This window comes from Streptomyces sp. NBC_00322, from assembly GCF_036147535.1.
Classification (GTDB): domain Bacteria; phylum Actinomycetota; class Actinomycetes; order Streptomycetales; family Streptomycetaceae; genus Streptomyces.
Genome location: NZ_CP108019.1, coordinates 3,310,840 through 3,334,001, shown reverse-complemented (window position 1 = coordinate 3,334,001; position 23,162 = coordinate 3,310,840). Strand labels below are relative to the sequence as shown.

The following is a 23,162-nucleotide window of genomic DNA, read 5'->3' as shown; positions in this document are numbered from 1 at the left end:
TTTCGTACCCGCCTACGCGGGCCGGAAGTGGTGATAACGGTGATGGGTCGCGAAGCCCATCCCCTCGTACAGCGCACGCGCCCCGTCGTTGTCCGTCTCCACCTGCAGCCACGCGGCCGACGCGCCCTCCTCCAGCGCGCGCCGCGCCAGCGCGGTCATCACCGTGGTGGCCAGGCCCTGACGCCGGTACGCCGGGTCCACCTCCACAGCCATGAAGCCCGCCCAGCGTCCGTCGACCACACACCGCCCGATGGCCGCAGGCACCTCACCCTCGCCGGGCACGGTTGCGAACCATACCGAAGGGCCGCTTTCCAGGACGTGAAGCACGTGCGGCCCGGGCACACCGGACCGCTGGTAGCGCCGCAGCCACGCCTCGTCGACAGAGCGCGTGAGCCGCACCCGCTCCACCTCCGCGTCCAGGTCGCCGATGGGCGCCAGGCCCCCGATCCGCACCTCCGCCGACACCTCGCGCAGCCAGCCGCGCGCCTCCAGCTGCGCGCAGAGCTCCTCCTGGGTGCCCGCCGCGCCGGTCGCCGTCTGTATGTACGCGGGCAGTCCCCGGCGCTCGTACCAGGTGCGCACCTGCGCGAGCGCCTCGTCGAGAGGCAGCCCCGGGTCGCCGAGCGGCAGCACCGAGTTGGCCCGCCGCGTGAAGCCGGACGACGCCCGCAGCGTCCACTCGCCCAGCCGCTCGCTCTCCACCGGCCGCCAGGCGCGCGCCATGACCCGCGCGAGCTCCTCGAAGTCCGCCGCGGGACCCCGCCGCCGAGCCGGCGCGGCAGGGACGACCTTGCCCGCGACCAGGGACGATTCCGCGATACGGACACTCTCTCCGGTCCGTCGTGTGATCAGCAGCACACCCTCCTTCCAGGATGTGAGAACGCCAACCGTGTCGGTGAACTTCGTCAGCCCGCTGTCAGCATCGGTCAGGCGCCGGACTGATACACGTTTGCCCACGTCAGCGGGTGTAATACGGACCTCGAGCCGTCCGCCGCCGGTGAATTCCACAGGTCTGCGCGCCCCTCCTGTTCGGATCGTCCCCAGGAACGGAGATACTAGGGGCGGGCATCGACGACGCCGCGCTCCCGCGCAATGCCAGCCCTACCGAGGAGGAACGACAGCGTGACCTACGTCATCGCGCAGCCTTGTGTCGACGTCAAGGACAAGGCGTGCATCGAGGAGTGCCCCGTCGACTGCATCTACGAGGGCTCCCGGTCCTTGTACATCCACCCGGACGAATGCGTCGACTGTGGTGCTTGTGAGCCGGTCTGCCCGGTCGAGGCGATCTTCTACGAGGACGACACCCCCGAGGAGTGGAAGGACTACTACAAGGCGAACGTCGAGTTCTTCGACGATCTCGGTTCGCCCGGTGGTGCTTCCAAGCTCGGCCTGATCGAGCGCGACCACCCCTTTATCGCCGCACTTCCGCCGCAGAACCAGTAGGACCCGCGGCGGGTGCTCCCCCGGTCCCGTACGGCTTCGTCGTCCGTACGGGACCGAAGCGTTCAACCCGGAAAGACAGAAAGAGAAGCCCGTGTCCGCAGTCTCTTCGCGCCTTCCCGTCTTCCCCTGGGACAAGCTCGAGCCGTACAAGGCGACGGCCGCCGCCCACCCCGACGGCATCGTGGACCTCTCCGTCGGCACTCCGGTCGACTCCGTCCCGGACCTGATCCAAAAGGCCCTGGTCGCGGCCGCCGACTCGCCCGGCTATCCGACGGTGTGGGGCACGGTGGAGCTGCGGAACGCGCTCACCGGCTGGGTCGAGCGGCGCCTCGGCGCGGTCGACGTCGCGCACACGAACGTCCTGCCCGTCGTCGGCTCGAAGGAGCTGGTGGCATGGCTGCCGACCCAGCTGGGTCTCGGCCCGGGCGACAAGATCGCCCACCCGCGGCTCGCGTATCCGACGTACGAGGTCGGCGCGCGGCTGGCCCGCGCAGAGGCCGTCGTCTACGACGACCCGACCGAGCTCGACCCGGCCGGGCTCAAGCTGCTCTGGCTCAACTCGCCCTCCAATCCGACCGGCCGCGTGCTGGCCAAGGACGAGCTGACCCGTATCGTCGCGTGGGCGCGCGAGCACGGCGTGCTCGTCTTCAGCGACGAGTGCTATCTGGAGCTGGGCTGGGAGGCGGAGCCGGTCTCGGTTCTGCACCCGGATGTCTGCGGCGGTACGTACGAGGGTGTCGTCGCCGTCCACTCGCTCTCCAAGCGCTCCAACCTGGCCGGCTATCGCGCGGCCTTCATCGCCGGTGACGAGAGCGTGCTGGGCGAGCTGCTGCAGATCCGCAAGCACGGCGGCATGATGACGCCCGCGCCGGTGCAGGCCGCCACGGTCGTGGCGCTCGGCGACGACGTCCATGTCAGCGAGCAGAGGGCGCGGTACGCGGCCCGGCGTACCGCTCTGCGCACCGCACTGGAGGGGCACGGCTTCCGGATCGAGCACAGCGAGGCCAGCCTCTATCTGTGGGCGACGCGCGACGAGCCGTGCTGGGACACGGTGGCGCACCTGGCGGAGCTCGGCATTCTGGTGGCGCCGGGCGACTTCTACGGGACGGCCGGTGAGCATTTCGTACGGGTGGCCTTCACGGCGACCGACGAGCGCGTCGAGGCGGCGGTCAAGCGCCTGGGCTGAGTCCGGCCGAGAACGTGCGAAGGGGCCCCGGGAGCACAGACTCCCGGGGCCCCTTCGGTGTGTACGGACTAGCCGAGCGGGGACGCCACGGGCAGCTGCTCGGTGGGCAGGCCGCCACCGACGGGGAGGTCGCCTCCGCCGGGAAGGTCGCCTCCGCCGGGAAGGCCGCCACCGACGGGGAGGCCGCCGAGCGACTGCGTCGCGGTGCCGGCGGTGCCGCCCACGACCTCGCCGGCGCTGCCCGCGGTGTCACCGGCCACCTCCTGGGCGGTGCCGGGCGCCGACTTGCCGGTCTTTCCGACGGTCTTGCCGGCCTTGTCGACGGCCTTGCCCGCGGTCGGAACGGCCTTCTTGACCGCATTGCCGCCGGTCTTGCCCGCCAGGTCGGTGGTCTTCTGCGACGCACCGTCGACCGTGTCGCCGAGGCCGTCCGTGTCAAGCGCGGTCAGGCCGCCCACCGGGGCCTGCGGAAGTTCCACGGCGCTTGCGGAGCCGGCCGCACCGACCACGGGGGCTGCTCCCGCCGCGATGAGCAGCGCGGCACGGGCGATCCGACGGGTCAGGGGGAGGGACATGATGCTCCTAGAGACGAGAAGGACTTTGGTTCGGACGCAGTGACAACCGCCGGAAGGGCGGCAGAAGTTGCGGTGCCCCGAGGTAAAGAGTTTGCAATGCGTCGCATTATCGGCTTCGGATAAAGACGGGCAAACATTCCATTGCGCAACCGTCTGCCGAACCGTCACTTCCCGTTGCTTGCAAGGGAATTGAGGGATCGGTCGTACGTGGGTCGAACAGCCGCGAGTGTTCCTGTCCCGAGATGAGTGGAGTGCCTCGTTCGAGGGAGTGTCCGGATCAGCGTGCGAGGCGAATTCGTACGTCGGCGGTACCGGATTCCGCCGCGGACCCCTCCGACGGCGGGTTCTTACCGGCGGAATGCCAGCCCTTCCCGGAATTGCGCGCGCTCCACACCCGGCCCCGGTACGAGACCTCCTCGATGCGCAGCCCGTCCGCCCGCGCAACGGCCCAGTGCGCCAGCTCCCAACCCCGCTGGGTGGCCCCGCCGCCGTACGTCCCGGCCGTCGACGGCACCGGTACGGACACCTCGCGCGGGCCGGGCGCTCCCGTCCGGCCCGAGGTCCGTGCCGTCGGCAGCACCTCGGGACCGAACGCCCGCACCAGCTCGGCACGGACCTTCCCCGGGTCGCCCGCCGTGTCGTCCTCGCGCGACTCGCAGGTCAGAGCCCCGCCCGCGCGACCGGTCAGAGCCGCGGCCAGCAGCGTCGCATCGGGCTCGTGCTTCGCGTACGCCTGCGGGAAACCACTGCGCTGGACGCGCTGCGCGGCGACCGTCAGCGGGAGCCGCGAATAGCCGGGGACCTCGGCGAGGTGCTCGTAGAACTTCCCTGCGGAGTAGACGGGGTCGAGGATCTGGGCGGTCGTGCCCCACCCCTTCGAGGGGCGCTGCTGGAAGAGGCCGAGCGAGTCCCGGTCCCCGTGCCCGAGGTTGCGCAGGCCCGACTCCTGGAGAGCCGTCGCGAGCGCGATGGTGACCGCGCGCTCCGGCATGCCGCGGGTCGTGCCGACCGCGGAGATCGTCGCGGCGTTCGCGGCCTGCTCGGCGCTGAGTTCGTACCTGGGGCCGCCGTCCTCGCCCTGGGGCGCCCGGACCGTGCAGCGCGGAGTGCGGCCGCCGGTGACGTGCTGCACGACGACGTAACCGATCAGTGCCAGCAGCACGGCGAACGCGGCCGCGATACGCAGGAGGCGGCCGCGCCGGACTGGGGAGGCGGTCTCGGACACGCTGCCCACCGTACTGGAGCCCGCGTTAAGGTCGGAGCCATGCCCGACACCGTGCTTGACCTCACTCTTGATGCCCCGGCGCTCACCGCAGCACTCGTCGACTTCCCGTCGGTCAGCGGCACCGAGAAGCCCCTGGCCGACGCGATCGAGGAGGCCTTGCGCGAACTGCCGCACCTCACCGTCGACCGGCACGGGAACAACATCGTCGCCCGCACCCACCTCGGGCACAGCGAGCGGGTCATCCTCGCCGGGCACATCGACACCGTCCCGATCGCGGACAACGTGCCCTCCCGGCTGGACGGGAACGGGGTGCTCTGGGGCTGCGGCACGAGCGACATGAAGTCGGGCGTCGCGCTCCAGCTGCGCATCGCCGCGACCGTCCCCGAGCCCAACCGTGATCTCACCTTCGTCTTCTACGACAACGAAGAGGTCGCCGCACACCTCAACGGTCTGGGTCATGTGGCCGAAGCCCACCCCGACTGGCTGGAGGGTGACTTCGCGGTCCTTCTGGAGCCCTCCGACGCCCAGGTCGAGGGCGGCTGCCAGGGCACGCTGCGGGTCTTTCTCCGTACGACGGGGGAGCGGGCGCACTCAGCGCGCAGCTGGATGGGGTCCAATGCCATTCACGCCGCGGCCCCGATCCTGGCCCGCCTCGCCGCGTACGAGCCGAGGCGGCCGGTGATCGACGGCCTCGAGTACCGGGAGGGGCTCAACGCCGTAGGCATCGAGGGCGGCGTCGCCAGCAACGTCATCCCCGACGAGTGCACCGTCGTCGTCAACTACCGCTACGCGCCCGACCTCACCGAGGAGGAGGCCCTGGCGCATGTCCACGAGGTCTTCGCGGACTGCGGCGTCGAGGAGTTCGTGGTGGACGACCACTCGGGCGGAGCGCTGCCGGGGCTCTCGCACCCGGCCGCGGCAGCGTTCATGGAGGCCGTCGGCGGCAGCGCGCAGCCCAAGTTCGGCTGGACGGACGTCTCACGTTTCAGCGGGCTGGGGGTGCCCGCGGTCAACTACGGACCGGGCGACGCGCTCTTCGCCCACAAGCGGGACGAGCACGTCTCCGTCGAGAAGATCACGCACTGCGAGACGCGGCTCCGCGACTGGCTCACTGCCCGACAGCCCTGATTTCACATGTCGTAACGTTCGCCGACCTACCCTGGGCCGAAGCATTGATGTTCGGCGGAGGGAGCAGGTCATGGGCAACCCCGAGGGACCCGAGGGTTTGCGGGCGCTGGCGGAACAGCGACTGGGACCGGTGCTGCGCCGCAGGCAACAGGTCCAGCCCGGCACCACCGACCAGCGGCTGCTGGACACCGAGGGCGACTCCGAGTGGGTGCACACCGACCCCTGGCGGGTCATGCGTATCCAGTCGGAGTTCGTTGAGGGCTTCGGCGCGCTCGCCGAACTGCCCAGCGCGATCAGCGTCTTCGGCTCGGCCCGCACGGCGCCGGGAACCCCCGAGTACGAGACGGGTGTCCGCATCGGCAGGGCCCTCGTCGACGCCGGTTTCGCGGTGATCACGGGCGGCGGCCCGGGCGCGATGGAGGCGGCGAACAAGGGCGCGCGGGAGGCCGAGGGCATCTCGGTCGGCCTGGGCATCGAGCTCCCCTTCGAGCAGGGGCTCAACCAGCACGTCGACATCGGCGTGAACTTCCGCTACTTCTTCGTCCGCAAGACGATGTTCGTGAAGTACGCGCAGGGCTTCGTGGTCCTGCCGGGCGGCCTCGGCACGCTGGACGAACTGTTCGAGGCGCTCACCCTGGTCCAGACGCGGAAGGTCACGCGCTTCCCGATCGTGCTGTTCGGCACGGAGTACTGGAGCGGCCTGGTGGACTGGCTGCGGAACACGGTGGTGGCGCAGGGGAAGGCGTCGGAGCACGATCTGCTGCTGTTCCATGTCACGGACGACGTGGAGGAGGCGGTCTCGATGGTCACGAAGGAGACGGGCCGGTAGTTCTGGCGGGCTTCAAACGCCGGACGGGCTGCAGTTCAGCCCGTCCGGCGTTTTGCGGGTAGGGGAACAGGCCCGCCGCAGGCGCCCCGAACCCGCACCCGGTACCGCACCCGCACCGCCCGCCTACGCCAGCCCCCGCCTCGCCACCGCCGGCCCCCGGCGCCCCGCGATCGTCGCCACCATGTCCAGCACCTGCCGCGTCTCCGCCACCTCGTGCACCCGGTACACCTGCGCCCCCAGCCACGCCGACACCGCCGTCGTCGCCAGCGTCCCGATCACGCGCTCCTTCACCGGCTTGTCGAGCGTCTCGCCGACGAAGTCCTTGTTCGAGAGCGAGACCAGCACCGGCCATCCCGTCGCGACGAGCTCCCCGAGCCGCCGTGTCGCTTCCAGCGAATGGCGTGTGTTCTTCCCGAAGTCGTGCCCCGGATCGATCATGATCCCGTCCCGGCGCACCCCGAGCCCCACCGCCCGCTCGGCCAGCGACAGCGTCACCCGCAGAATGTCCGCGACCACGTCGTCGTACGCGATCCGGTGCGGCCGGGTCCGCGGTTCCGCGCCGCCGGCGTGGGTGCACACCAGGCCGGCGCCGTACCGCGCGGCCACCTCCGCCAGCTTCGGGTCGACGCCGCCCCACGCGTCGTTGAGCAGATCCGCGCCGGCCTCGCAGACCGCCTCGCCCACCTCGTGCCGCCAGGTGTCGACGCTGATGACGACGTCCGGGTGCCGCCTGCGGACCTCGGCCACGAAGCCGACCGTCCGCCGCGCCTCCTCCTCGGCAGTGACCTCCTCGCCGGGACCGGCTTTCACGCCACCGATGTCGATGATGGCGGCGCCCTCCGCCACGGCCTGCTCGACGCGGGCGAGCGCGGGCTCGTCGCGGAACGTCGCGCCCTGGTCGTAGAAGGAGTCAGGCGTACGGTTAACGATCGCCATGATCACCGGCTCGTGCACGTCGAATTCGCGCCGTCCCAGCCGCAGCATCAGCGGTTTCCTCCTCAGGTCGTCCGCCTGCGACCCTAACTGTCAGAGGGTCGTGGCACGATCAGCACCGGACAGTTTCCGCTCCGGGGAGAGGGTCGCTCGTGTTCTTGTTCTTGCTGATCGCGATGGTCGTGGTCGTCGCCGCGGTCACACTCGCCGTGGTCGGCGGCGGCGACAGTGCGGCTCTGCCGGAGGTGGCGCCCGAGCAGCTGGTGGATCCGCTGCCGGTCTCCCGCCCCGTCGGCCGGGCCGATGTCGACGCGCTGCGGCTGCCGGTCGCACCGCGTGGCTACCGGATGTCCGATGTGGACGATGTGCTGGGCCGCCTCGGCGCGGAGCTCGCCGAGCGGGACGCGCGCATCGCCGAACTGGAGTCCGCGCTGGCCGGTGCGCAGGCCGCCGCGGGGGGCAGGCGCGACCTGTTCACCAAGCCCGGCGAGGAGCCCGAGCAGTGACGGGCGGCGCCGTCCCCGGGCCTGACGGGAAGCTGCGCTGCCCCTGGGGCCTGTCCGCCGACGAGTACGTCACCTACCACGACGAGGAGTGGGGCCGCCCGGTCCACGGCGACGACGCGCTGTTCGAACGGCTCTGCCTGGAGGCGTTCCAGTCGGGCCTGTCCTGGATCACCATTCTGCGCCGTCGTGACAGCTTCCGTACCGCCTTCGAGGACTTCAAGATCGCATCCGTTGCGGAGTTCACCGACGCCGACAAGGAGCGACTGCTCGCCGACCCCGGGATCATCCGCAACCGCGCCAAGGTCGAGGCGACCCTCGCCAACGCGCGTGTGCTCGCCGACTGGCCGGCCGGCGAGCTGGACACGCTGATCTGGTCGTACGCCCCGGATGCGGCGAATCGGCCGGCTCCGCGCACGATCGCCGACGTGCCCGCGGTCACCGACGAGTCCACGGCGCTGGCGAAGGCCCTGAAGAAGCGCGGTCTGCGCTTCATCGGGCCGACCACCGCGTACGCCCTGATGCAGGCGTGCGGGCTCGTCGACGACCATCTGGGCGACTGCGTCGCCCGCGGGGCCGCCTCCCTGGCCTCCTAGGTCCTGCTAGCGGCCGAGGTACTTCGGCTTCTCCTTGCCGATGAACGCCTGGACCGCGATCGTGTGGTCCTCCGAGGCGCCCGCCCGCGTCTGGAGCTCGTCCTCCTTCTCGAGGGTCTCGCCGAGCGTGTGGCCCGCACCGTAGGCCAGGGACTCCTTGAGCGCCGCGTACGCCACGGTCGGCCCCTCGGCGAGGGCACGGGCCACGGCCGCCGCCTCGGCGGCCAGGTCGTCGGCGGGGACCAGCTTGTTCGCGATGCCCCACTCGTACGCCTCGTGCGCGGAGAAAGACCGCGGGAAGAGCAGCAGGTCGGCAGCGCGGCTCTGGCCGATCAGCCGGGGCAGCGTCCAGGACACCCCGGAGTCCGCGGTGAGCGCGACACCCGCGAAGGACGTCGTGAACTTGGCGGTGTCGGCGACGACCCGGTAGTCCGCGGCGAGTGCGAAGCCGAGACCCGCGCCCGCGGCGACGCCGTTGACCCCGGCCACGACCGGCTTCGGCATCTCGGTCAGGGCCCGCACGATGGGGTTGTAGTGCTCGCGCACGGTGGTCATGACGTCGCCGCTGCCCGCTTCGCGGGCGGCGGCGAGGGTCCCGATGTGCTCCTTGAGGTCCTGGCCCACACAGAAGGCGCGCCCGGCCGCGGTGAGCAGTACCGCCCGTACGGAGGGGTCCGCGGCGGCTGCCTGGGCCGCGTCCCGGAGGGCGACCTTGGCCTCGGTGTTCATCGCGTTCATGGCCTCGGGCCGGTTGATCGTGATCGTCGCGAGTCCGTCGCTCACCTCGTACAGAACGGAGTCGGCCATGGCAGGGTCCCCTTTGCGGCTCAAACGGCGTTGTTCAGGCATCTTCGGCGAGTGTTCAGGCCCAGCATGGCGGAGATCGCCGGGACCGAACATGTGACCTGCGTCAAACAATCTTCGGGCCCGGCCCGGTGCGCGGCGGCGAAGTATCGCAGGCGGATCGCCGAATTGAGTGGTTTTGAGAGAGCGCGTTGCGCAAGCGATGCCGACCGATGTTGGTCATCGGGTCCCGCCATGCGGGATAATGACCTGGAAGCAATGTGTTCGATGCCGGTGACACCTGGGTTGTCGGCTGCGATGAGCTGGTTTCAGGAAGGGGAACGAGCATGGCGGCCATGAAGCCGCGGACGGGCGACGGCCCGCTCGAGGTGACCAAGGAGGGGCGGGGCATCGTCATGCGCGTTCCGCTCGAAGGCGGCGGTCGGCTTGTTGTCGAGCTGACTCCGGACGAAGCCGATGCCCTCGGCGACGCCCTGAAGAAGGTCGTCGGCTGACGCGGAAGCGCCCACACTTTTCATTGCCCCGGCACTGACGTGCCGGGGCAATGCTGTTTCCCGGGGCCATGCGGTTTTCGGGGCGGAGCTCCGGCCTGGCGTCAGCCGCGCCGCACCGCGCAGAGGAGGCCGTCGCCCACCGGGAGCAGGGACGGCAGCAGCTCCTGGCTCTCGCGGACCGCCCGCAGCAGTTCCCGTACGCGCAGCACCTCCGCCGGCTGGGCCGCCGAGTCGACCGTGCGGCCCTCAGAGAAGACGCCCTCGAAGCAGACCAGACCGCCAGGTCGCAGCAGGCGCAACGATTCAGCGAGATAGTCCAGCGACTCCATCCGGTCGCCGTCGCAGAACACGAGGTCGTACCCGCCGTCCGCCAGGCGCGGAAGGACATCCAGCGCCCGGCCCGGGATGAACCGGGCCCGGTTCCCCGCGAAGCCCGCCGCGCGGAACGCCTGCTTGGCGAACTGCTGACGGTCCGGCTCGGGGTCCACCGTGGTCAGCACGCCGTCGGGCCGCATGCCCTGCAGCAGATAGATCCCGGAGACACCCGTCCCCGTACCGATTTCGGCCACCGCTTTCGCGTCAGCCGTGGCAGCCAGCAGTCGCAGCGCGGCACCCGTGCCTGGCGACACCGAGGGGAGCCCTGACTCCCGGGACCGGTCACGGGCCCAGCGCAGCGCGTCGTCCTCGGCGACAAAGGCGTCGGCGAACGCCCAGCTCGTCTGCCGGTTGGCGGTAATGACCCTCTCCTGTCCCCGTAGTTGGCGCGACGCTGACTGTATCCGCTGTGCCCGGGAACCCGCAGATGGGACCAGGCGTTATGAAAGACGGGGGTAAGCGCATGGATCAAGACCGGAAGCAGCACCCAAATTCGCGTAAAGATTCTTATCCGGAGCTAACGGGCGAGGTGGCTATGGTAGGGGCTCCGCTGGACACCACCAGAGCCGACAGGGGAGGTGCGGCTGCACCTGCGGATCGGAGAGGAGTGCTGAGGCGCTTCCTCAGGTCGTCGGGTGAGCCGAGATCCGTGACCGACATTGCTGACCAGTCCCGCACCCACGACTCCGCAGCAACCGCGACGTTCGCATCGGATGCGGAATCGCAGGCATGGACCCCTCCCTCCTGGGAGGAGATCGTCAGCACGCACAGCGGCCGGGTCTACCGCCTCGCTTACCGACTGACGGGCAACCAGCACGACGCCGAGGACCTCACTCAGGAAGTCTTCGTCCGCGTCTTCCGCTCCTTGTCGACGTACACCCCCGGCACCTTCGAGGGCTGGCTGCACAGGATCACCACGAACCTGTTCCTGGACATGGTCCGCCGCAAGCAGCGCATCCGCTTCGACGCGCTCGGCGACGACGCGGCCGAGCGGCTGCCGAGCCGTGAGCCGTCCCCGCAGCAGGTCTTCAACGACACCCACTTCGACGCCGATGTGCAGCAGGCGTTGGACACCCTCGCCCCGGAGTTCCGCGCCGCCGTGGTCCTCTGTGACATCGAGGGGCTGTCGTACGAGGAGATCGCCGCGACCCTCGGCGTCAAGCTCGGCACCGTCCGCAGCCGCATCCACCGCGGCCGGTCCCATCTGCGCAAGGCCCTGCAGCACCGTTCCCCGGAGGCCCGTGCGGAGCAGCAGCGCACGCTGACGGCCGCGGTGGGCCTGGCAGGGGAGGGCGGACCGGCGTGACTGGCTCAAGTCCCACCCCCGCGGAGCAGCACCTGGGGGACCGGCTTGCCGCGCTTGTCGACGGCGAGCTGAAACACGACGTACGGGACCGGGTACTGGCCCATCTGGCGACCTGTCCCAAGTGCAAGGCCGAGGCCGATGCCCAGCGCCGCCTGAAGAACGTCTTCGCGCACACCGCGCCGCCGCCGCCCTCCGAGGGGCTGCTCGCGCGGCTCCAAGGGCTGCCCGCCGGCCCCGGAGGTGACGACGACCGGGGGGGTCCCTTCGACGGGGGGCGGATCGCCGACTCCGTATTCGGAGCGCTGAACCCCTCGTCGGGACAAGCCCCCGACTCCCGCACCCAGACCTTCGGGTACGTCCCCACGGGCCCGCACGCGTCCGTGCTTCCCGACAGGTCCGGCGGCTTCCGGATCCATGACGTGGGGCGTTCGGAAGCGGAGCGCTCGCCCTGGCGCGGGCGCCGGTTCGCTTTCGCGGCCGCGAGCGCCGTCTCGTTCGCGGCGATCGCCCTCGGCGGGGCCATGCCGCTCGACGCTCCACTCCAGGCAGGGCCCGGAGGCGAGGGCTCGGGGAACAACGTCACGCCACTGCGTACGGCCACCGGTTCGGGTTCCGGGGTGACCGGCATCAGGACCACGGATGCCGAGCGCCCCCGCAGCGGGGGCGGCGGCCTTGGCAGACCCGACAGTCGGCCGGTCGTCGCCGCGGAGCCCAGCCTGCTGGCCCCGGCCGCGCCGCACAACCAGGCCTTCTCCGCACCGATGCTGACGGACACCTCGCTCTCCGGCCCCCCGCTGATACGTCCGACGGGCTCGGCGTTCCAGCTCGCCACCGCGCCCGGTCTCACCCCCACGGCCACACCCGTTCCCACACATATCGCTGCTCCGACGCATCCTGCTGCGCCCCGGTCACCCCGCCACTGACGGGGACCTGCGCGGAGATTCGCAAACCTGGTTGAATCCTCTGAGGGGTGCCCCACAGGGGTGCGCAGTGGTCGGCAGTTTGCGGGGAGAGCATGGACGACGGGAAGCCCACCGGACCCAAGGCGAAGTGGTGGAGCCGGCCCAGCGCGGGACGTGCGAACCACCCCGAGGCGCAGATTCAGGAGCTGGTGACGGTTCCTGAACCTGCTCTGGTGGCCGCGCCCGAGGAGGTACCGGACACCGAGGTCACGGCGGAGCTTCCGCCCACGCCTTCGTCGCCTGCTTCTCCGTCGCCCACTGCTCCGCCGGCCAGGCCGAAGCCGCTGCACGAGCCCGACGAGTACAGCACCCCGCCGTACGGCGGTCCCGGCCCGTGGGCCCCCGCACCGCCCGTACAGCGGCCGGTGCCGACCCCGGCACACGGCACGCCCATTCCGCCGCAGTACAGCGCGCCGAACGGCCCGGCACCGGCAGCGGGCGGCGGCGGATACGCCCCGCCGCCCCAGCCTCAGCCGCATGGGCACCCCCAGCCTCAGGTCCCGGCTCAGCCGGGGCCCTCCCTCTGGCTGCAGTACGACCCGTGGAGCACCCCGGGCGGGCCGCTGACCCACGTCGGCGAGCCCGCCAGGAAGAAGCGCCGTGGATCGCTGCTGGTGGGGGCCGTCCTGCTGGCGCTGGTCGCCGGCGGGATCGGCGGCGGCATCGGCGCGTACATCGAACGCAACGGCGGCATCACCGACATCGAACTCCCGCAGGCGCCCAAGGACAACGGTCACCGCGCGCCGGACAGCGTCGCGGGCATCGCCGCCAGCGCGCTGCCGAGCGTCGTCACCCTCCATGTCAGCGGCAGCGGCGCACAGGGCACCGGCACCGGCTTCGTACTCGACCAGCAGGGCCACATCCTGACCAACAACCATGTCGTGGACCCGGCAGGCTCCGCCGGGGAGATCTCCGTCACCTTCAGCGGCGGCGAGACCGCCAAGGCGACCCTCGTCGGCAAGGACAGCGGCTACGACCTCGCAGTCGTCAAGGTCACCGGTGTCTCCCACCTCAAGCCGCTGCCCCTCGGCAACTCCGACAGCGTCCAGGTCGGCGACCCGGTCGTGGCCATCGGCGCGCCCTTCGACCTCCAGAACACCGTGACCTCCGGCATCATCAGCGCCAAGGAGCGCCCCATCACGGCGGGTGGCGAGAAGGGCGACGGCAGCGATGTCAGCTATGTCGACGCGCTCCAGACCGACGCCCCGATAAACCCCGGCAATTCGGGCGGCCCGCTCGTGGACACCAAGGCTCATGTCATCGGCATCAACAGCGCCATCCGTGCCGCCGACACCGGCGCGGGCCCCGAGGGCGGCCAGGCGGGCTCCATCGGGCTCGGCTTCGCCATCCCCATCAATCAGGGCAAGCGCGTCGCCGAGGAACTGATCAACACCGGCAGGGCGAACCATCCGGTGATCGGCGTCAGCCTCGACATGAAGTACACCGGCGACGGCGCGCGGGTCGGCGAGAAGAGCAAGGACGGCACCCCGTCCGTCTCCCCCAAGGGCCCCAGCGCCAAGGCCGGTATCAAGCCCGGCGACGTCATCACCAAGGTCGACGGCCAGCGTGTCCACAGCGGCGAGGAACTGATAGTGAAGATCCGGTCCCACCGCCCCGGCGACCGGCTGGAGCTGACCCTCGTCCGCGGTGGGCGTGAACGGACGCTGACGCTCACACTCGGCTCCGCGTCCGGGACATGACGTACAGCGAAACGCCGGCGGCACAGGGCCTGGCACGGGCCGCGGGAAGGTACCGCGCGGACAGTTCGGGCGGGTACCGTGGATCGGGCCCGGACCCCATCCGACCTGCGGGCCGCACAGAACACAAGGAGCAGCAGGGTGTTCAATGACATAGGCGCACTGGAGCTGGTGGCGCTCGTGGTGCTCGCCGTGCTCATCTTCGGCCCGGACAAGCTGCCGAAAGTCATCCAGGATGCCACCCGCTTCATCCGGAAGATCCGCGAGTTCTCCGAGAGCGCGAAGCAGGACATCCGCAGCGAACTGGGGCCGGAGTTCAAGGATTTCGAATTCGAGGACCTCAACCCGAAGGCGTTCCTCCGCAAGCAGCTGAACGAGAACGAGGACCTGAAGGAACTCAAGGACCTCCGCAGCAGCTTCGACCTCAAGAAGGAGATGAACGAGGTCGCGGACGCGGTGAACAGCAAGGAATCCGGCACCTCGGTCCCTGCCGCCGTCAACGGCTCGCCCGGCACCCCCGACCTGCTCAAGAAGCGCGAAAAGCTCGATCAGGACGAGCGCCCGCCCTTCGACGCAGACGCCACCTGAGTACCGTCAATCCCTGCGAGCCGGGACAGGGTGGCTATTCTCCATCTGTCCGGCAGTGAGGACGCCCGAGGGGGGCGGGTCCGCTCCGGGCCTCGGACACAGAGGAGGCGGCCGGGTAGATGGAGACGACAAGTCGGCTGGCGGCGCAAGGCACGGTCAGCGATTCCCCTGCCCCCGGTGGGCAGCGCCCGCTCGCGGCGGCACCCGCGGGGACGCCGGCCCGGCGCGCGGTCGACGGATACCTGCGGGCGTCCTTCCCCTGGTACGGCCTCGACGAGGCCTTCACCGGTCCGCGCTGGCTGATGCAGGTCGGCGCCGCGGCGGACGGTACGGTCCAGCACGGCGCGATCGGCCACGGCGCCGAGCCGTCGATACGGTCGGAGGCCGGCGGCGCGGAGAGGGAGCGGTTCGCGGCGGTCATCACCGTCGTGGCGAGCCCGGTGCGCGGCAGCGGTGACGGCACGGGTGTCCTGGACGCCACCTCGGTCTCCTCGGCGGCCTGGCTGGCCGGCTCGGGACTGCTGGCCCACACCTGGCCCGCCCAGATGGACCACTCGCTGCGCGACGACTGGCTGGACCAGCAGACGGAGACCGCGTTCGAGCTCGCCGACGATCTGCACGGACCGGCCTGGTCGGTGCTCTCGCTGCCGGTGGACGGTGTGCCGACGTCCTTCCACTACCGCGAGTCGGAGTTCGGCTGGGTGCTGGCGGGATCGACGCTGGCGGGCGTGCACATCGGTGCGTACGGGCGCGGGATGAGCGCGTACGGGCTGGCCTTCTCGGTGGTCCAGGACCTGGGCGCGTACGCCTAGGGCGAGCTGGGGGTCCGGGGGCGCTGCCCCCGGACCCGGAAGGCCCGCCTCAGAACTTGTTGCGCGGCGTGATGCCCAGCGACATGCCCGACAGCCCACGCGCCCGGCCGCCCAGCTTGTCCGCGATCGCCCGCAGCGCCGCGCCCGCCGGGGATTCCGGGTCGGTCAGGACGACCGGCTTGCCCTCGTCGCCGCCCTCGCGCAGCCGGACGTCGATCGGGATCGAGCCCAGCACCGGCACATTCGCGCCGGTCGTCTTCGTGAGCCCCTCGGCGACCCGACGGCCGCCACCCGAGCCGAAGACGTCGATGATCTCGTCGCAGTGCGGGCACGGCATGCCCGACATGTTCTCGACGACGCCGACGATCTTCTGGTGGGTCTGTACGGCGATCGAGCCGGCCCGCTCGGCCACCTCGGCCGCGGCCTGCTGCGGGGTCGTGACCACCAAGATCTCGGCGTTCGGCACCAGCTGCGCCACGGAGATCGCGATGTCGCCGGTGCCCGGCGGCAGGTCGAGAAGCAGCACGTCCAGGTCGCCCCAGTACACGTCCGCGAGGAACTGCTGGAGCGCGCGGTGCAGCATCGGGCCGCGCCAGACCACCGGGGCGTTGCCCGGGGTGAACATCCCGATCGAGATGACCTTCACGCCGTTCGCGGACGGCGGCATGATCATGTTCTCGACCTGGGTGGGACGGCCGTCCGCACCGAGCATGCGCGGCACGCTGTGGCCGTAGATGTCCGCGTCCACGACGCCGACCTTCAGCCCGTCGGCCGCCATGGCCGCCGCCAGGTTCACGGTCACGGAGGACTTGCCGACGCCGCCCTTGCCCGAGGCCACCGCGTACACCCTGGTCAGCGAGCCCGGCTTGGCGAACGGCACCTCGCGCTCGGCGGTGCCGCCGCGCAGCGAGGCCGCCAGCTCGCGCCGCTGCTCGTCGCCCATCACGTCCAGCGTGACGTCGACGCGCGTGACGCCCTCGACGCGCGCGACAGCGTCGGTCACATTCTGGGTGATCGTCTCGCGCATCGGGCAGCCGGAGACGGTGAGATACACCGTGACGGCGACCGCGCCGTCCGCCCCGATCTCGACCGATTTGACCATGCCGAGGTCGGTGATCGGGCGGTTGATCTCGGGGTCGTTCACCGTCGCCAGTGCCTCAAGCACCGCGTCTTGTGTAGCCATACGGACGATGGTACGGCGCGGGGTGCCACCCCCGGTAAGCCCTGTCAGCGGTCGCCTTCGTCACTCCGGTCCCGGCGCTCGTACGGGAATAGCCGCCGCTCGTCCATCTCCTTCATCAGATCCTGGAATTCGGAGCGGATCCAGTCCCGCGTTGCGACCTCGCCGAGGCCCATCCGGAGCGCGGCGATCTCCCGCGTCAGATACTCCGTGTCCGCGATGGAGCGCTCGCCCTGCTTGCGGTCCTGCTCGTAGGTGACCCGGTCCCGGTCGTCCTGCCGGTTCTGCGCCAGCAGGATCAGCGGGGCCGCGTAGGACGCCTGAAGCGACAGCATCAGCGTCAAAAAGATGAACGGGAACTCGTCGAAGCGCAGCCCCTTGGGCGCGAAGACGTTCCAGAGGAGCCACACGATGATGATCACCGTCATCCAGACGATGAACCGCCCGGTCCCCAGGAAGCGGGCGAACCGCTCGGAGAACCTGCCGAAGGCCTCGGGGTCGTACTGCGGCAGCAGCCTGCGCCGCGGCGCGCGCGGCTGGTCGAGCCGGACGCGGTGACGCGGCAGGGCACTCGCCCCGGAGGGCGTCCGCTCCTTCTGCTCGCCGCGCTCGCCCGCCCCGTGCTCGCTGCCGCTACCCATGTGCGGACTCCTCGCGGGCGGCCCCCTCGTGGGCGGACTCCTCGAAGTCCGTCTCGCGCCAGTCCTCCGGCAGCAGGTGGTCGAGTACGTCGTCGACGGTCACCGCCCCCAGCAGCGATCCGCTCTCGTCGACGACGGGCGCCGCCACCATGTTGTACGCCGCGAGATAGCTGGTCACCTCGGGCAGCGGGGTGTCCGGTGCGAGCGGTGGCAGATCGCTGTCCACGATCGAGCTGACCAGTGTGAACGGCGGGTCCCTGAGCAGCCGCTGGAAATGCACCGTGCCCAGGTACTTGCCGGTCGGCGTCTCGTCGGGCGGCCTGCACACGTACACCTGCGCGGCGAGCGCGGGGGAGAGGTCCTGCTGGCGTACGCGCGCCAGCGCGTCCGCGACCGTCGCGTCCGGCCGCAGCACGATCGGCTCGGTGGTCATCAGACCGCCCGCCGTCCGCTCCTCGTACGACAGCAGTCGCCGCACATCGGCGGCGTCGTCCGGCCGCATCAGCGCGAGCAGCCGCTCCTTGTCCTCCTCGGGGAGCTCCGAGAGCAGGTCGGCCGCATCGTCGGGGTCCATCGCCTCCAGGACGTCCGCAGCCCGCTCCTCCTTGAGCTTGCCGAGGATCTCCACCTGGTCGTCGTCGGGCAGTTCCTCCAGGACGTCCGCGAGCCGGTCGTCGTCGAGCGCGGCCGCGACCTCGGCACGGCGCTTCGGTGACAGATGGTGCAGCACATTGGCGAGGTCGGCGGGGCGCAGCTGCTCGAAGGTCGCCAGCAGGCTCTCGGCGCCCTGACCGTTCTCCTCCAGTGAGAAGCCGGTCACGGCCGACCACTCGACGGTCAGCGTCTCGCCCTTGCGGCGCAGCGCCCCGGGCTTTCCCTTGCGTACGAAGACCTTGTCGATCTCCCAGTCGCGGCGGGCGGGCAGCTGCTGGATCGAGACGTCGAGGACGGCCACCTCCTCACCGGTGTCCACGAGGCGTACGCGCCGGTCCAGCAGCTCGCCCAGCACCAGCCGCTCGGTGGGGCGCTGCTCGAAACGGCGCATGTTCAGTACGCCGGTGGTGATGACCTGGCCCGACTCCACACCGGTGACCCGGGTCATCGGGAGGAAGATCCGGCGGCGGCTGAGCACTTCGACGACCATGCCGAGCAGGCGCGGCGGGCGGCGGCCCACGCGCAGCATCGCGACCAGGTCGCGCACGCGTCCCACCTGGTCTCCGTGGGGGTCGAACACGGGCACACCGGCGAGGTGGGAGACAAAGATCCGAGGGGCGCCTGCCGCCATGCTCCGCACCTCCTTTTTTGCCCGTGAATACCGCTGTTTGAGGGCTTCAGGCTAGCCCGTACCGTTCCGGGCCGCCCTGGCTGGACGTCCGGACGGGACCCTTCCGATCGATGCCCTCGGCACGGGTACGCTGCGACCTGCCACCACGACAAACAGATGAGAGGCAGTGCGCTTGTGACTCCCCTCCCTCCGGTTCTCCGGGCCCGCCGGGCCGCGCTCTCCGTGGCGCTCTGCGCCGTGCTGACCGCGGTACTCACGGCGTGCGGCGAGGACCCGGACGCGGGGACCAACGGCATCGCCAAGCTCTCCGCGGCCGAGATCGAGACGAAGGCGCGCGCGACGGCGGACGCGGCCACGTCGGTACGGCTCTCCGGGACGCTGGTCAGCAAGGGCGGCACGTACAAGCTCAACATGCGCCTCAAGCACGACGGCGGCACCGGCTCGGTCACCTCGAAGGACAACACCTTCGAGCTGCTGCGGATCGGGGACGCGCTCTACCTCAAGGCCGACGCGGGCTTCTGGACCCACGTGGACGGCGAGGGCGACGAGAAGCCGGCCAAGAAGGACTCGGAGGCGGCGGGCAAGCTCAACGACAAGTACGTGAAGGTCCCGAAGGGGGACCCGGCGTACAAGCAGTTCCGCGGCTTCACGGACATGGATGTGCTGCTGGAGGGCCTGCTCGGGATGCAGGGCGACCTCAGCAAGGGCGACCGTACGCAGGTGGGCGGCGTCCGCACGATCAAGGTCATGGCGGGCGGGGGCACGGGCGGCACGCTCGACGTCTCGCTGGAGGGCAAGCCGTATCCGCTGCAGTTCGCGCGGGCGGGCGGGGCGGGTGTGCTGACGCTGGGGGACTGGGACAAGAACTTCACGCTGGCGGCGCCGTCGAAGGACGAGACGGTCGACTACGGCCAGAAGCTCCCGAAGACGAGCGACTAGGGCGTGTTTTAGAAGTCCCTCCCCCAGAGCTTCGCCTGGGAGGTACCCCCACCCCGCGACGCCTGGCACGCACACTCGCGGTGTTGTCGGAGTCGCCCAAGTACGTCCAGTACGAGGGCGATCCTCCGCCTTGCGATTGCACGCACCAGACGCCGCGGGGCCCGCCCTGCGGGCGGACGGCGCTACTTCTCAAACACGCCCTAGGCCCCGTCCGGCTAACCGCTCTTCCGCTTGCGCTTCATGAGCAGCCGCGGCAGCCCCGCAGGCACAGGAAGGCGCGTCGTCGCCGTCGTCGGCAGCGGCGCCGCCGCTCCCGAGTCGGGCGGGAAGTCGGTGTTCGCATCCTGCGGCTCCAGGCGCAGCACCCGGCACTCACTTGCCCAGCGCTCCGTCATCTGCTCGGCGTCCGGCGCGTTCAGCCGCTTGCCCTTCAGTTCGGCGACGGCCGACTCCCAGCCCTCGGAGTGCGGCTCCAGTTCGCTCACCGTCGCCGTCCAGGCGACCAGCCGGCCGCCCTTGTCCTTGCTGCGGACCGTGACCTCGGCCGTCGCGCCGTTGGCCAGCTGCGGCAGGGGCTGCTCGCCCGGCCCGTCGCCCACGACATGCGCGGCGCCCTCGTGCCAGACGTGCCACAGGGCCCGGGCGGGACCCCCGCCGCGCACCCAGATGAGGCCGGACTTCTTCGTGGCCTCCTCGACGAGCGCCTGGCCGAGCAGCTGTTCTGTCATGCGGGCAGCCTACCTACAGCCAGCCGTTGCGCTTGAGGGTGCGGTGGATCGCGAGGCAGAGCCCGATGATGCCGGTGAGAACCATGGGGTAGCCGTACTTCCAGTGCAGCTCCGGCATGTGGTCGAAGTTCATGCCGTACACCCCGCAGACCGCCGTGGGCACGGCGATGATCGCCGCCCAGGAGGTGATCTTGCGCATGTCCTCGTTCTGCGCGACGGTCGCCTGCGCCAGATTGGCCTGGAGGATGGAATTGAGCAGCTCGTCGAAGCCGATGACCTCTTCCTGCACCCGGACGAGGTGGTCGGCGACATCGCGGAAGTACTTCTGGATGTCCGGGTCGACCAGCCGCATCGGCCGCTCGCTCAGCAGCTGCATCGGCCGCAGCAGCGGAGACACGGCCCGCTTGAACTCCAGCACCTCACGCTTGAGCTGGTAGATCCGCCCCGCGTCGCTGCCCCGCGGGCTGCCTTTCGCGGGCGCGGAGAAGACGTCGATCTCGACCTCGTCGATGTCGTCCTGCACCGCCGCGGCCACCGCGATGTAGCCGTCGACGACATGGTCCGCGATGGCGTGCAGCACCGCCGACGGCCCTTTGGCGAGCAGTTCGGTGTCCTTCTGCAGCCCGTGCCGCAGCGCCCGCAGCGAGCCCTTGCCGCCGTGCCGCACCGTGATGACGAAGTCCCGGCCGGTGAAGCACATCACCTCACCGGTCTCGACGACCTCGCTCGTCGCCGTGAGCTCGGCGTGGTCGACGTAGTGGATCGTCTTGAAGACGGTGAACAGCGTGTCGTCGTACCGCTCCAGCTTGGGCCGCTGGTGGGCGTGGACCGCGTCCTCGACGGCCAGCGGGTGCAGCCCGAACTCGGCCGCGATCCCCGCGAATTCGGCTTCCGTCGGCTCATGCAGCCCGATCCACGCGAAGCCGCCGGCCTCGCGCACCCGCAGCATCGCCTCGTGTGGCGTCTGGCAGGCGCCGGTGTCCAGCCGCTTCCCGTCGCGGTAGACCGCGCAGTCGACGACGGCGCTGGAGGCGGACGGGTCGCGGGTGGTGTCGTACGTGTTGTACGGGGCGCTGCTCTTGCGCAGGGCAGGGCGCACTGCTGCGCGCAGGTCACGGATCATCGACATGGCGGGCTCCTTCACGGAGAGGCCGTCGGCGAGTGGCGTGGCACAGCCCGGAATGGGGACGTGATGCATACGTCCGCAAAGCGGGCGGCACCGCGGGATTCGCGGTGACGGCGTTCGCTACAGACAGGCAAAAACGAAGTGCTCTTCCGTCGTGCGAAAAGCCGCGGGCCCCGTGCGGGAAGGCCTCAGATCACCAAGGAGAGGTGTCGTGCGGAAGAGCGGTTGGTACTGCACGGTCGACTTCGATCCACCGCAGACCCCACCTCCTCCGGCCGGTCCCCCGTAGGGGATGACGTGTCGTCGGGACTTAAGAGCGACTCCCCCAGAGCTCCGCCTGGGGGTTCCCCCTCATCAGCGTGCCGTCCCGACCAGCGGCCAAGACTATCAGCCGACAGAGGGTCAATCCCTTGTTTTGCCCGTTCCATACGCGCTTTATGCTCGCGACATGGAAGATGTTCTTGCTCTGGTCGAGGCCAGGCTGCGCACGGCACTTGGCGAACCGGACGCGCGCGCCGCGGTGACCTTCCTCGGTACGGACCGCATCGAGGTGCTGCGGTTCATGGACCGCGACGGGGACATCGTTCGCTACGCCACCCTTGGCATGTCCGCGCACCCGATGGCGGACCCCACGGCGGCCCTCGCCGACCCGGTGAAGGGGCCGCGCGCGGAGCTGGTCCTCTCCGTACGGGGCGGGCTCGCCGACACCGACAAGGTGCTGCGCCCGCTCGCCGTGCTCGCCGCGTCACCGCAGGTCGAGGGCGTGGTGGTGGCGCCCGGCGCCTCGCTGGACGTCGGCGATCCGCTGTGGCCGTCCGCGCCGTTCAGCTCGGTGCTCGTCGCGGAGCCGGGCGGTCTTGTCGAGGATCTGGAACTGGATGCACCGAGGGACCCGGTGCGCTTTTTGCCGCTGCTGCCGATGACGTCGAACGAGGCGGCCTGGAAGCGGGTGCACGGCGCGCAGGAGCTCCAGGAGCGCTGGCTGACGCACGCCACGGACCTGCGCGATCCCCTGCGCAGGTCCGTCACTCTGGACTGAACTCCTGACTGAACGCCGGACTGCCGAAAGCGGATGGGAGCACACGCCGGACGGGTGATCGTCCTTGACGCGACGACGGCCGGGGAGGACCGTGGGGCGCTATGAGGGGCGAACCCAGTTGCCCGAAGTGCGGTGGCCGGGTCAGGGCGCCCGGTCTCTTTGCCGACTCCTGGCAGTGCGACGTGCACGGTGCCGTGCACCCGCTGCAGCCGGTGATCCCGCCCAGCGTCGAGGCCCTCAGTGTCGTCGTGCACCGCGCGAAAGTCCCTGTCTGGATGCCCTGGCCGCTGCCCGTCGGCTGGCTGTTCACCGGGGTCGCCTACGCGGGCGACGACCGCAGCGGAGGCCGCGCGACCGCGGTGGCCTGCTCGGGCCCCGGCCCCCTCGGCGGCATAGGTGAACTCCTGCTGGTCGCCGAGGAACTGGGCGTCGGCCTCGGAGCGCGCTACGCGGGGACGGACGGCCCCGACCCCGGCCCGCACATCTGCGTCGACAAGCCGTCACAGGCCAAGGTCCTCGCCGCCGGCCGCCCCACCCCGCTGTGGCATGTCGCCGATGCGCCCGACGACCGGGCGGTGTTCGCCGGCGAGGCCCGCGGGCTGTGGCTGTGGGCGATCGTCTGGCCCGAGCAGTCCGGGCTGCTCATGTACGACGAGCTGGTGCTGACGGATCTGCGGGACGCGGGCGCGGAGGTGGAACTGCTGCCCTGCGGGGCGCTGTCGCCCCGCCTGCTGTCGTGAACCGGGGCTGACCGGGGTTGTTCGAATC

The 23,162-nt window shown here is 70.6% G+C and carries 26 protein-coding genes; 15 read left to right on the top strand and 11 right to left on the bottom strand.

Annotated elements, in window-relative coordinates:
- Window positions 1-12: 12 nt before the first annotated feature.
- Complete coding sequence (locus OG905_RS14875; RefSeq protein WP_328669852.1) at window positions 13-1,008, bottom strand: GNAT family N-acetyltransferase; 996 nt, start codon at window positions 1,006-1,008, stop codon at window positions 13-15.
- 114 nt (window positions 1,009-1,122) lie between these two features.
- Between OG905_RS14875 and fdxA the strand changes: the two genes are divergently transcribed.
- Window positions 1,123-1,443 (top strand): ferredoxin, encoded by a 321-nt coding sequence (gene fdxA, locus OG905_RS14870; RefSeq protein WP_266487120.1) that lies wholly within the window; start codon window positions 1,123-1,125, stop codon window positions 1,441-1,443.
- A 91-nt stretch (window positions 1,444-1,534) separates the two neighbouring features.
- Complete coding sequence (locus OG905_RS14865; RefSeq protein ID WP_328669850.1) at window positions 1,535-2,629, top strand: bifunctional succinyldiaminopimelate transaminase/glutamate-prephenate aminotransferase; 1,095 nt, start codon at window positions 1,535-1,537, stop codon at window positions 2,627-2,629.
- Window positions 2,630-2,697: 68 nt separating this feature from the next.
- Here the strand turns inward: OG905_RS14865 and OG905_RS14860 are convergent, their stop codons facing one another.
- Both OG905_RS14860 and OG905_RS14855 read right to left on the bottom strand, forming a co-directional pair.
- Window positions 2,698-3,204 (bottom strand): ATP-binding protein, encoded by a 507-nt coding sequence (locus tag OG905_RS14860; RefSeq protein WP_328669848.1) that lies wholly within the window; start codon window positions 3,202-3,204, stop codon window positions 2,698-2,700.
- 277 nt (window positions 3,205-3,481) lie between these two features.
- On the bottom strand, window positions 3,482-4,429 hold the full coding sequence (locus tag OG905_RS14855) for a hypothetical protein (RefSeq protein ID WP_328669847.1): 948 nt from the start codon (window positions 4,427-4,429) through the stop codon (window positions 3,482-3,484).
- A 39-nt stretch (window positions 4,430-4,468) separates the two neighbouring features.
- On the opposite strand from OG905_RS14855, the gene dapE reads away from it, so the two are divergent.
- Complete coding sequence (gene dapE, locus OG905_RS14850) at window positions 4,469-5,557, top strand: succinyl-diaminopimelate desuccinylase (protein WP_328669845.1); 1,089 nt, start codon at window positions 4,469-4,471, stop codon at window positions 5,555-5,557.
- Window positions 5,558-5,627: 70 nt separating this feature from the next.
- Window positions 5,628-6,386, top strand: a complete 759-nt coding sequence (locus tag OG905_RS14845) for a TIGR00730 family Rossman fold protein (RefSeq protein ID WP_328669843.1) — start codon at window positions 5,628-5,630, stop codon at window positions 6,384-6,386.
- A gap of 123 nt (window positions 6,387-6,509) precedes the next feature.
- On the opposite strand, the gene folP is transcribed toward OG905_RS14845, so the two are convergent.
- Window positions 6,510-7,370 (bottom strand): dihydropteroate synthase, encoded by an 861-nt coding sequence (gene folP, locus OG905_RS14840; RefSeq protein WP_328669841.1) that lies wholly within the window; start codon window positions 7,368-7,370, stop codon window positions 6,510-6,512.
- A gap of 101 nt (window positions 7,371-7,471) precedes the next feature.
- Here folP and OG905_RS14835 point away from each other — a divergent pair, with 101 nt between their 5' ends.
- Together OG905_RS14835 and OG905_RS14830 are read left to right on the top strand one after the other, a co-directional pair.
- Window positions 7,472-7,825 carry a hypothetical protein gene (locus tag OG905_RS14835; protein ID WP_328669840.1) on the top strand — a complete coding sequence of 118 codons (354 nt, stop codon included), beginning with the start codon at window positions 7,472-7,474 and terminating at the stop codon, window positions 7,823-7,825.
- The gene (locus OG905_RS14830; RefSeq protein ID WP_328669838.1) at window positions 7,822-8,418 is read left to right on the top strand and encodes a DNA-3-methyladenine glycosylase I; all 597 of its coding nucleotides are present in this window, start codon (window positions 7,822-7,824) and stop codon (window positions 8,416-8,418) included. Before OG905_RS14835 ends, OG905_RS14830 begins: the two co-directional genes overlap by 4 nt.
- A gap of 6 nt (window positions 8,419-8,424) precedes the next feature.
- On the opposite strand, the gene OG905_RS14825 is transcribed toward OG905_RS14830, so the two are convergent.
- Entirely contained in the window at window positions 8,425-9,225 is an 801-nt protein-coding gene (locus tag OG905_RS14825; RefSeq protein WP_328669836.1) for an enoyl-CoA hydratase/isomerase family protein, read from the bottom strand.
- A gap of 323 nt (window positions 9,226-9,548) precedes the next feature.
- Between OG905_RS14825 and OG905_RS14820 the strand changes: the two genes are divergently transcribed.
- Entirely contained in the window at window positions 9,549-9,716 is a 168-nt protein-coding gene (locus OG905_RS14820) for a DUF3117 domain-containing protein (protein WP_003966491.1), read from the top strand.
- A gap of 101 nt (window positions 9,717-9,817) precedes the next feature.
- Here the strand turns inward: OG905_RS14820 and OG905_RS14815 are convergent, their stop codons facing one another.
- Entirely contained in the window at window positions 9,818-10,495 is a 678-nt protein-coding gene (locus OG905_RS14815; protein WP_328682341.1) for an O-methyltransferase, read from the bottom strand.
- A gap of 131 nt (window positions 10,496-10,626) precedes the next feature.
- On the opposite strand from OG905_RS14815, the gene sigE reads away from it, so the two are divergent.
- From sigE to OG905_RS14790, 5 genes are all read left to right on the top strand, one after another.
- Complete coding sequence (gene sigE, locus OG905_RS14810) at window positions 10,627-11,397, top strand: RNA polymerase sigma factor SigE (RefSeq protein ID WP_328669107.1); 771 nt, start codon at window positions 10,627-10,629, stop codon at window positions 11,395-11,397.
- A complete protein-coding gene (locus OG905_RS14805) occupies window positions 11,394-12,320 on the top strand; it encodes an anti-sigma factor family protein (RefSeq protein ID WP_328669106.1) in 927 nt (308 codons plus the stop codon). The genes sigE and OG905_RS14805 overlap by 4 nt, the downstream gene beginning before the upstream one ends.
- Before the next feature lie 92 nt (window positions 12,321-12,412).
- On the top strand, window positions 12,413-14,059 hold the full coding sequence (locus OG905_RS14800; RefSeq protein WP_328669104.1) for a S1C family serine protease: 1,647 nt from the start codon (window positions 12,413-12,415) through the stop codon (window positions 14,057-14,059).
- A gap of 138 nt (window positions 14,060-14,197) precedes the next feature.
- Complete coding sequence (locus tag OG905_RS14795; protein ID WP_328669101.1) at window positions 14,198-14,644, top strand: sec-independent translocase; 447 nt, start codon at window positions 14,198-14,200, stop codon at window positions 14,642-14,644.
- A 119-nt stretch (window positions 14,645-14,763) separates the two neighbouring features.
- Complete coding sequence (locus OG905_RS14790; RefSeq protein ID WP_328669100.1) at window positions 14,764-15,456, top strand: hypothetical protein; 693 nt, start codon at window positions 14,764-14,766, stop codon at window positions 15,454-15,456.
- A 49-nt stretch (window positions 15,457-15,505) separates the two neighbouring features.
- Here the strand turns inward: OG905_RS14790 and OG905_RS14785 are convergent, their stop codons facing one another.
- The 3 genes from OG905_RS14785 to OG905_RS14775 are packed head-to-tail and all read right to left on the bottom strand — an operon-like array spanning window position 15,506 to window position 18,562.
- On the bottom strand, window positions 15,506-16,639 hold the full coding sequence (locus OG905_RS14785) for an Mrp/NBP35 family ATP-binding protein (protein WP_328669098.1): 1,134 nt from the start codon (window positions 16,637-16,639) through the stop codon (window positions 15,506-15,508).
- 44 nt (window positions 16,640-16,683) lie between these two features.
- Window positions 16,684-17,277, bottom strand: coding sequence for a DUF1003 domain-containing protein (locus tag OG905_RS14780; RefSeq protein ID WP_328669096.1), 594 nt, complete (start codon window positions 17,275-17,277; stop codon window positions 16,684-16,686).
- On the bottom strand, window positions 17,270-18,562 hold the full coding sequence (locus tag OG905_RS14775) for a magnesium transporter MgtE N-terminal domain-containing protein (RefSeq protein ID WP_328669094.1): 1,293 nt from the start codon (window positions 18,560-18,562) through the stop codon (window positions 17,270-17,272). Before OG905_RS14775 ends, OG905_RS14780 begins: the two co-directional genes overlap by 8 nt.
- 174 nt (window positions 18,563-18,736) lie before the next feature.
- On the opposite strand from OG905_RS14775, the gene OG905_RS14770 reads away from it, so the two are divergent.
- The gene (locus OG905_RS14770) at window positions 18,737-19,501 is read left to right on the top strand and encodes a hypothetical protein (RefSeq protein WP_328669092.1); all 765 of its coding nucleotides are present in this window, start codon (window positions 18,737-18,739) and stop codon (window positions 19,499-19,501) included.
- A 215-nt stretch (window positions 19,502-19,716) separates the two neighbouring features.
- Here OG905_RS14770 and OG905_RS14765 read toward each other — a convergent pair whose 3' ends face one another.
- Together OG905_RS14765 and OG905_RS14760 are read right to left on the bottom strand one after the other, a co-directional pair.
- The gene (locus OG905_RS14765) at window positions 19,717-20,229 is read right to left on the bottom strand and encodes a hypothetical protein (protein WP_328669090.1); all 513 of its coding nucleotides are present in this window, start codon (window positions 20,227-20,229) and stop codon (window positions 19,717-19,719) included.
- Window positions 20,230-20,242: 13 nt separating this feature from the next.
- Window positions 20,243-21,358: a magnesium and cobalt transport protein CorA gene (locus OG905_RS14760; RefSeq protein ID WP_328669088.1), complete on the bottom strand. Its 1,116-nt coding sequence runs from the start codon at window positions 21,356-21,358 to the stop codon at window positions 20,243-20,245.
- Between the two features lie 445 nt (window positions 21,359-21,803).
- Here OG905_RS14760 and OG905_RS14755 point away from each other — a divergent pair, with 445 nt between their 5' ends.
- Both OG905_RS14755 and OG905_RS14750 read left to right on the top strand, forming a co-directional pair.
- Window positions 21,804-22,394, top strand: coding sequence for a suppressor of fused domain protein (locus OG905_RS14755; protein WP_328669087.1), 591 nt, complete (start codon window positions 21,804-21,806; stop codon window positions 22,392-22,394).
- 101 nt (window positions 22,395-22,495) lie between these two features.
- Window positions 22,496-23,134, top strand: coding sequence for a DUF6758 family protein (locus OG905_RS14750; RefSeq protein ID WP_328669085.1), 639 nt, complete (start codon window positions 22,496-22,498; stop codon window positions 23,132-23,134).
- Window positions 23,135-23,162 lie beyond the last annotated feature (28 nt).